General features: G+C 31.8%; 2 protein-coding genes. Both read right to left on the reverse strand.

Going from position 1 to position 1816, the window contains the following annotated elements; genetic code table 11:
• The coding region (locus L1D46_RS20540; protein WP_239978160.1) for a hypothetical protein at positions 1-1017 on the reverse strand (1017 nt) is incomplete at its 3' end.
• 1 nt (position 1018) lies between these two features.
• The coding region (locus tag L1D46_RS20545; RefSeq protein ID WP_239978161.1) for a hypothetical protein at positions 1019-1816 on the reverse strand (798 nt) is incomplete at its 5' end.

Genomic DNA, 1816 nt, shown 5'->3' on the forward strand with positions numbered 1-1816 from the left:
AATATAAATATCAACTCTTCTATCTTTAGCTAGCTTATCTTCATAAACACCATGATCTGTATTTTTAGGACCATAAGTCAAAACCTTAACATTTACATTTTCATGCCTGTTAAATTCTGGTTTAGATATAACCTTATAAACCATTCCCTCTACTTTCTTTGCTCTTGCAAGGGCTAGTTCAGCATTATTCCGCCATTTATTTTGTGCATGCTTCGATAATGGGTTTTTATCAGCTATACCTATCAAAATAATATTTTCAATTATCATTTCATCTCTTACTGTATTGCCCATCAGCTTTTGAATTTGGCTTTGAATAAGCATATCGCTATCAACTTCAATACCATTGACATTGACTTTCTCTATTTGATCTTTAGCCTCTTGAAAGGGTTCAACACTTCCAATAAATTTGATTTTCGATGGTATGACTGCAAGTGATTCAGATTTAGGATTCGTTGTTTCATTTTCTTCTAGTTCAAAGTAAAAATTCTCGCTCTTTGACCAAACCAATTCTGGGTTCAAATTTTCAATTGTTATCAACGTAAATGTAATCGCGATAGCACCTGTACCAATCAACACAGATCCTGCACGAACAATCTGGCCTCTGTAACTAGGGTCTTTATATTTTGTATGTATAAAGATAAGCAACACAATCAAAAACGAGAATATAATCAATATCCACAGGGCAAATTCACTATTATTTCCACTTATTTGCTCAGTACTTTCTTCAATGCTCTTATTAATTTCAATTAATTCTTCAAGTTTTTTGACAACTTCTTCTTGCTCTATATGAACATCTAAATTTGAATTGCCAGGTAAATGTTGGATAGATGTTCGAGGTTCAAGTGCAAAAAAAAGAATAGTGAACCCCATGAAAAACAATATAATTGCCTTTCTCAAACCACCACCTAACCAAAAATATGACGAAAAAGAATGTGATTGTTGTCTAAAAGAAATCACAACATCTATAAAAATATAAAAGCCGACACATACGAGCATCGCATATAAAGCATATTCCATATTAAATACTTTTCACCACACTTGAAGGCTTATTTTTTATATTGATTTCGTCTTTTAATATTTGTTTTTTCGATTGATATTTTAAACTCAGCTCCGTTGCAAGTTTATAAAACCACACACCAAAGCAGCTACTTGTAATAAAAAACCATTCAAAAAGGCGATGTGAAAACTCTCTTGTATCAAAATTAGCAATAATTAGAGCTAATACTATTGAAAAAACAACACCTACAAACGCAGTAGAAAACGTTTGTAAAGCCCCTTTAAATATCGATGTGAAAGGTTGATAAAGAGGCTGGGAGTTGAGAAACTTGTCATATGATGAAAAAACAATACTAGTTAGAGAAGCAAACATCATAGAAAAAAATATTATCTCCCCATTAAAATTCAATAAGGAAGGTAAATACCCATCGACTGAATTCAAACTACTTATAAAGCCTAAAGTGAAAGCAACAATTAATGCTCCAATATTGTAAGTAGCTCTAGATGAGTATTTAAAATTATCAATTTCAAAGTTTATTTCTTCGCAAATCTTTAAAACAGCTTGCGCTCTATACTCGTTTAGAGAACCATTTATGATTGATTTTGCGCTTTTAGCCATAGCTAAATGCTTAAAATTACCAAACCGAGCGATGACCCCCAGTGTTTTAATAAGCTCTACCTGTGCCATCATTTCAGATTTAGAAAAGTCTGCTCGTTTTTCATCTAACCTTGCAATTAACACATTACATCTTCGTTCTAATTCCTGTTTCTTTTTCAAATCCATTTTATTCACTTTAAAAAACCTATTATTTACATATGA

Origin of the sequence: Pseudoalteromonas sp. Isolate3 (assembly GCF_022398505.1) — a bacterium.
In the GTDB taxonomy this organism is placed as follows: Bacteria; Pseudomonadota; Gammaproteobacteria; order Enterobacterales; family Alteromonadaceae; genus Pseudoalteromonas; species Pseudoalteromonas apostichopi.